Source organism: Oscillibacter sp. CU971, assembly GCF_905219725.1.
Classification (GTDB): Bacteria; Bacillota; Clostridia; order Oscillospirales; family Oscillospiraceae; genus Oscillibacter.
Map to the genome: position 1 here is coordinate 1 of NZ_CAJMXG010000190.1, position 5,787 is coordinate 5,787.

Annotated in this window: 5 protein-coding genes and 1 pseudogene; all 6 read right to left on the reverse strand. The window is 61.2% G+C overall.

Annotation, left to right across the window (positions count from 1 at the left end):
* Positions 1–107 precede the first annotated feature (107 nt).
* Positions 108–773, reverse strand: a complete 666-nt coding sequence (locus JX325_RS11945; protein ID WP_204791341.1) for a GntR family transcriptional regulator — start codon at positions 771–773, stop codon at positions 108–110.
* Positions 774–896: 123 nt separating this feature from the next.
* The gene (locus JX325_RS11950; protein WP_204791342.1) at positions 897–1,466 is read right to left on the reverse strand and encodes a (2Fe-2S)-binding protein; all 570 of its coding nucleotides are present in this window, start codon (positions 1,464–1,466) and stop codon (positions 897–899) included.
* Positions 1,453–2,394 (reverse strand): xanthine dehydrogenase family protein subunit M, encoded by a 942-nt coding sequence (locus JX325_RS11955; protein WP_204791343.1) that lies wholly within the window; start codon positions 2,392–2,394, stop codon positions 1,453–1,455. The genes JX325_RS11950 and JX325_RS11955 overlap by 14 nt, the downstream gene beginning before the upstream one ends.
* Positions 2,394–4,796 carry a xanthine dehydrogenase family protein molybdopterin-binding subunit gene (locus JX325_RS11960; RefSeq protein ID WP_204791344.1) on the reverse strand — a complete coding sequence of 801 codons (2,403 nt, stop codon included), beginning with the start codon at positions 4,794–4,796 and terminating at the stop codon, positions 2,394–2,396. The genes JX325_RS11955 and JX325_RS11960 overlap by 1 nt, the downstream gene beginning before the upstream one ends.
* A 14-nt stretch (positions 4,797–4,810) precedes the next feature.
* Positions 4,811–5,497, reverse strand: a complete 687-nt coding sequence (locus JX325_RS11965) for a GntR family transcriptional regulator (RefSeq protein ID WP_204791345.1) — start codon at positions 5,495–5,497, stop codon at positions 4,811–4,813.
* A gap of 72 nt (positions 5,498–5,569) precedes the next feature.
* Positions 5,570–5,787, reverse strand: a pseudogene (locus JX325_RS11970) (hypothetical protein); the annotation flags it as partial.

Here is a 5,787-nt window from a genome sequence, read left to right on the forward strand (position 1 = left end):
CTACATTTTATCCCTCATTAACTTTGTGGCCTGTCTGGTAATGAAGACAGACAGGCCTCTTTTCGACAGGCTGACGGGTATGTCCAAATCTGGACATACCCGTTTCCTCATATTTCATGGCTGGAGAAATACCTGCCCAGCTCGTCGCCAAAGCCCTTGATATGCAGGAACATGTAGGCCCCAGCACTGGAGTCTTCCCGGGCCTCTAAATATCGAAATATTTTCCAATGCTGGGCGATTAAATCCTCCAGCGAAAAAGCCGTGATTGCCGCGCACAGATAGGTCCACTCTGCCATGCGGAGTAAGCTCCACACCCGTTTCAGGGCGGAGCTTCCGGCGGCGTCCATTACCAGGCCGTGAAATTCCTTGTCCAGCTGGACGAACTCCTGAATCCCCTGCTCCGGGTTCATCCGTTCCAGCACTGCCCGCATCTCCGCCAGCTGCTCCTCCGAGGCCCGCTTCGCCGCCCGCTTGGCGGCATACTCCTCAACGAAAGCCCGAGCCCCGAAGGTGTCCTCGATCTCTGCGGCAGTAAAATTCCGCACATAGGTCCCGGAATAGGGCCGCTCCTCCAGCATCCCTATGGTGGCCAGCTCCAGCATGGCCTCCCGTACCGGGGCCTGGGAGACATTCAATTCTTTTGCCAAACGGGTCTCCACAATCCGGTCTCCCGGTTGGTAGACGCCCTCCGCAATCTGCTGCTGGATATAGTCCCTAATGTTGCTCCGCAGGGTCTCCTTCGCCGCCAGCCGCTTTCTGCCGCTCTCTCCCATTCCATCACGCCTTTCGCGGACCCTTCGCCCGCCGTCTGCATTTTCCCTATTCTCCCATACTTCCGAAAAAAATGCAAACATTTTTACCAACAAAAAAGGGAGGCGCCCGACCTCCCTTTTCCGTCAACTCTGATACTGGCTGTTCCATTTTTCCGAAAACCGGCTGTCGATCCCCCGGAACTCCGGCTCCGGCAGACCCGCCGCCCTGGCCTCCGTCCGGGCGATGTCCATCTTCTCCACCGCCAGCAGCACCGCGTCGGCAATGCGGGTGTAACCGGTGCACCGGCAGATGTTGCCCTCCATCTCCTTCCGAATCTGTTCACGGGTGGGATGGGGATAAAGGTTCAGCAGGGCGATGCCGCTGATCAGCATCCCCGGCGTGCAGTAGCCGCACTGGACAGCTCCAGCCTCGATAAACGCCTCCTGGAGGGGATGGAGCCGTCCGTCCTCCGCCAGGCCTTCCGCCGTCAGGACCTCCTTGCCGTCCAGCTCGGCCGCCAGTACCAGGCAGGAGTTCACCGGATGTCCGTCCAGCAGCACAGTGCAGGCACCGCACTCGCCCTCGTCGCAGCCCTCCTTGACGCTGGTGAGAAACAGATCATCTCTCAGGAACCGCAGAAGCGTCTGATTGCAGGGTACACTTTTCTCATAGAGTATGCCGTTCACCGTCACATGGATATCAGCTGTTTTCATCGACCCTGCCTCCTCTTCCGATCTGTCCCGGATACAATCTCTGCGGAATAGCCTCCGCCTTCCTCTCCGGGGGCAGACTTGCCCGCCGGACGGCCCCGTGGAGCACTTGGATGGTCACGTCGTGAATCAGCCGGGTCCGGAACTCCGCGCTGGAGCGCCAGCTGGACCGGGGTTTCCCTTCGGCGGCGGCGGCCTCCGCCGCCCGAATAATGACCTCATCCGAAACCGCCCGTCCCTCCAGCGACGCTTCGGCGGCGTGGCTCCGCATAGGCGTGGGCCCCGCGGTGGTCAGAGCAACCCGGACGTTCTCCAAAAGGCCCTCCCGGAGCTCCACATAAGCGCTGACGCCCATCAGGGCCAGGTCCATGGCGTTCCGGCGGGTGTATTTATAATAGGCGCTGCCGGCGTTGTCCGGCGGCAGGGGAACGAAAATACGGGCCAGCAGCTCCTCCGGCAGGAGGTCAAATTTCTTGAAGCCGGTATAAAACCGTTCCAGGGGAACCCGCCGCTCCCCCGCCGGACCCAGCGCCACCGCCTCCGCCCCATGGACCAGCAGAGGCCCCACGGAGTCCGCCGACGGCGCGCCGTTCATGATGTTGCCTCCCAGCGTTCCCCGATAGCGGATCTGCACGGAGCCCACCTGGGAACAACCCTGATACAGGGCGTAGTACCGGCCCCGGACAGCCTCCCACTCCTCGATATGCCGGTGGGTGGTCAGGGCTCCCAGGTCCAGGCCCTCCGGCGTCAGCCGCTGGCCCTGGAGCTCTTTCAAGCCCTTGAGGTCCAGGACCTCGGCGGCTCTCTCCTTCCCGCCGTGCATGTTGACGTAGACATCCGTGCCTCCGGCCACCGGCTTCGCCCCGGCGGCTTTCAAGGCGCAGGCCTCCAGAATGTCTGTCGGCGCATGATACTCAAAATTCGGCAACATTAGTCCTCGACCTCCTTTCGGAACAAAATGTGCTCCGGCTTGATGGGAATGGAATCAAAGTCGGTATTGCAGGCGTGGCAAACGGCCCCAGCGATGGCTGCTGCTGTGGGGACCAGTCCCGGCTCGCCGATGCCCTTCACACCGAAGGGACCCTCCGGGTGCCCGTTCTCCACCAGGGTGATTTTCGTCTCCACATCGGAGTCCATAAATGTGGGCACCTTGTAGTCCACCATGTTCCCGTTCCGCAGATTCCCGTCCTCGTAGATCATTTCTTCCATCAGCGCGTGGCCCAGCCCCATGACGATGGCCCCCTCGATCTGCTGGAGGCACCCGGTGGGATTGATGGCTTTGCCGATATCGTGGGCCGCGCCCATTTTGACCACCTTCACCCGCCCCGTGACGGGATTCACTTTGACCACGGCGGCCTGGGCCCCGATCATCCACATGACCGTGGGCCGCTTCGACTGCCGCCCGTCCACCGGCGGCGGGTCGAAGATATCCGAGGTCCCATAGCGCCCGATGGCCAGCACCGGGTCCTGCTCGTGCATGATGCCGGACTTTCCCACGTCGTTGATGTGAATCCGCCGCTCCGGTTTTTCGGAATCCTGAATGTACCCCTCGGCGGTGTACACCACATTCCCGGCCTCACAACCCCACTTGAGGGCAGCCAAACGGCAGAGCTGCCGCTTGATGTCCTCGCAGGCCTCCAGGATGGCGTTGCCAGAGTGGAAGGTGGAGCGGGAGGAGGTAGTGGTCTTATCATAGGGGGTCATGGTGGTGTCCACCGGGGCAACGCTGATTTTATCCAGGTCCATATGCAGGGCCTCCGCCGCGAACTGGGGCATGGTCGTCGTGACGCCCTGCCCCATCTCCCGGCTGGCGGACCAGATGTACACCGAGCCATTTTCGTTCATCTTTACAACGCAGGAGGTAGTAGAGGGGGTGCCCGTCANCTTGTTGAAGCAGGCGATGCCCTTGCCGCAGAGATTTCCCTCCTCGTCCGTCCAGCGGTCCGGCAGCTTGTCCCAGTCCACGTTCTTCGCCGCCGCCCGGAGACACTCCTCCACGGCGCAGGTGGAGATGATCTCTCCGGTGATGCCCTCGTCCCCGTCGTGGAGGCAGTTGTGGAGCCGGAAGGCCAGGGGCTCCATCCCCAGCTTCCGGGCCACGATGTCCATCTGGTGCTCGTGGAGGGTGGCCGCCTCCGTCACGCCGAAGCCCCGGTAGGCGGTGCCCAGGGTCCGGTTGGTCATATACACATAGGTGTCCACCTGGGCGTTGGGAATTTTATAGGGCCCGTGGGCGGCGAAGCCGGCGTTGTAGTCCACCCGGGGATTCGTAGTGACATAGGCTCCGGCGTCCCAGTATCCCGTGACCTGCTGGGCGGTGATAGTGCCGTCCCGCTTCACTCCGGTCTTAATGTAATACTGCACTGTGGAGCGGCAGACGGTGGCCTCAAACTCCTCGTGCCGGTCATAGGTCAGCTTTACCGGACGCCCCCCGGACTTGAGGGACAGGGCGATGGCAATAGGCTCGCACTTAGCCTCGTACTTTCCGCCGAAGGCCCCGCCGATATGGGTCATGGTCAGCCGGACCTTCTCCGCCGGGACGCCGAAGATCTTCGCCATCAGCCCTCGGATACCGAAGGGGGACTGATTGGGAGTCCAGACCNGNATATCCTGGGTATAGGGATTCGCAATCGCCGTGGCGGTGTGGGTCTCAATCAAGGTGTGCTGAAGCTGGCCGCAGCGGAAGCTGGATTCCACCACCAAATCCGCCTCGGCAAAACCTTTCTCCACATCCCCCTTTTTCAGGTGGAACTGGTCGCCGATGTTGGTGCCCTGGACAGGGAAGCAGACGCTGCTGCAATCGTACTGGCTCCAGTCCTCGTGAATCAAGGTCTCGTTTTTCATGGACTCCTCGATGGTGTTTACTACCGGCAGCGGTTCATACTCCACATCCACCAGGGCGGCGGCTTTCCGGGCGGCCTCCTCGGTCTCCGCCGCCACGGCGGCCACGGGCTCTCCCTGGTAGCGAACCTTGTCCAAGGCGATGATGGGCTGGTCGGCGATGAACTGCCCGTAGGGCACCGGGTAGTCCGCCCCGGTGATCACCGCCCGAACGCCGGGGACCGCCTTGGCCCTCTCCACGCAGACCGCCTTAATCCGTGCGTGGGGATGGGGACTGCGGGCCAGGGCGCCGTAGAGTTGGCCGGGGAAGTTCACGTCCGCGCCATACCGGGCACTCCCGGTGACCTTTTCCACCGCGTCCTTGCGGAGCTGCGTGCGTCCGATGACGGTCTCCTGCCCGGTGGTGTCCTTCCGCAGGACCACCAGGCGGTCCCATTCCTGGCCCTCCCTCTGGAACTTCTCACAGGGCCGGAGGCTTTTTTGATCTGCCATATCGTCCTCTCCTTTTACAAAACGCTCCTGNGCAGGGGCAGGATGTTTCCATCCATCTCCTGGTAATACTGCTTCAGCTCGTCTCCAAAATTCTTGATGTGCAGGAACATATAGGCTCCGGCAGTGTGGTCGGCGTGCCGCTCCAGCAGCCGGAAAATCTGCCAGTGCTGCTTTGCAAGCTCCGGCAGGGTATTCCGGGTCACCNCCACAGACAGACTCGTCCACTCCACCAACCGCAGACTCTCCCAAACCTTTTTCAAGGCAGGGCTCCCGGCGGCATCCACCACCATACTGTGGAAAGCAATGTCCTTTTCCGCAAAGTCATGAGGGCTTTCCGCCGCATCCATCTCCCGCAAAAGCGTCTCCATTTCCCGCAGCTGTTCCGGGGTAACCCTCTGCGCGGCCCGCCTGGCGGCGTACTCGTCCAGGAAGGCGCGGGTGTTGTAGATGTCCTCGATGTCCTCCGCCGTCAGCTTCCGAACGAAGGAACCGGAGTAGGGCCGCTCCTCCAGAAGGCCCATGGCGGCCAGCTCCAAAATCGCCTCCCGCACTGGGGCCTGAGAAACGCCCAGCTCCTTGGCCATCTGGGTCTCCACGATGCGGTCGCCAGGTTTGAAGCGTCCGGTGGCGATCTGCTGCTGGATGTAATCCCGGATCTCCTTGCGCAAGGTTGCCTTCTCCGTTAAGCGATCCCCTCCCATGGCAATCCTCCTTCTATGCATTCACATATAATCGATTATTGATTATCATTCTATACGTTCTTATATGCTTTGTCAATCAGCGATTCCGCAAATGCGGCGGTTTCGCTCTTTCAGATAATTGTCGAAGCGTTCTTTCGTCAGATTGACGATAAGCTCCTGGGGGAACTCCAGCTCTTCCAGAAGGGCCATCAGGGGTTCGACGCTACCCACCATGGTATGGAAGTGTGCGTCGCTGGCGACACACACCCGCTGGCCGTGGGCCTTGCAGCAGAGGATATATTTCTTTAGGG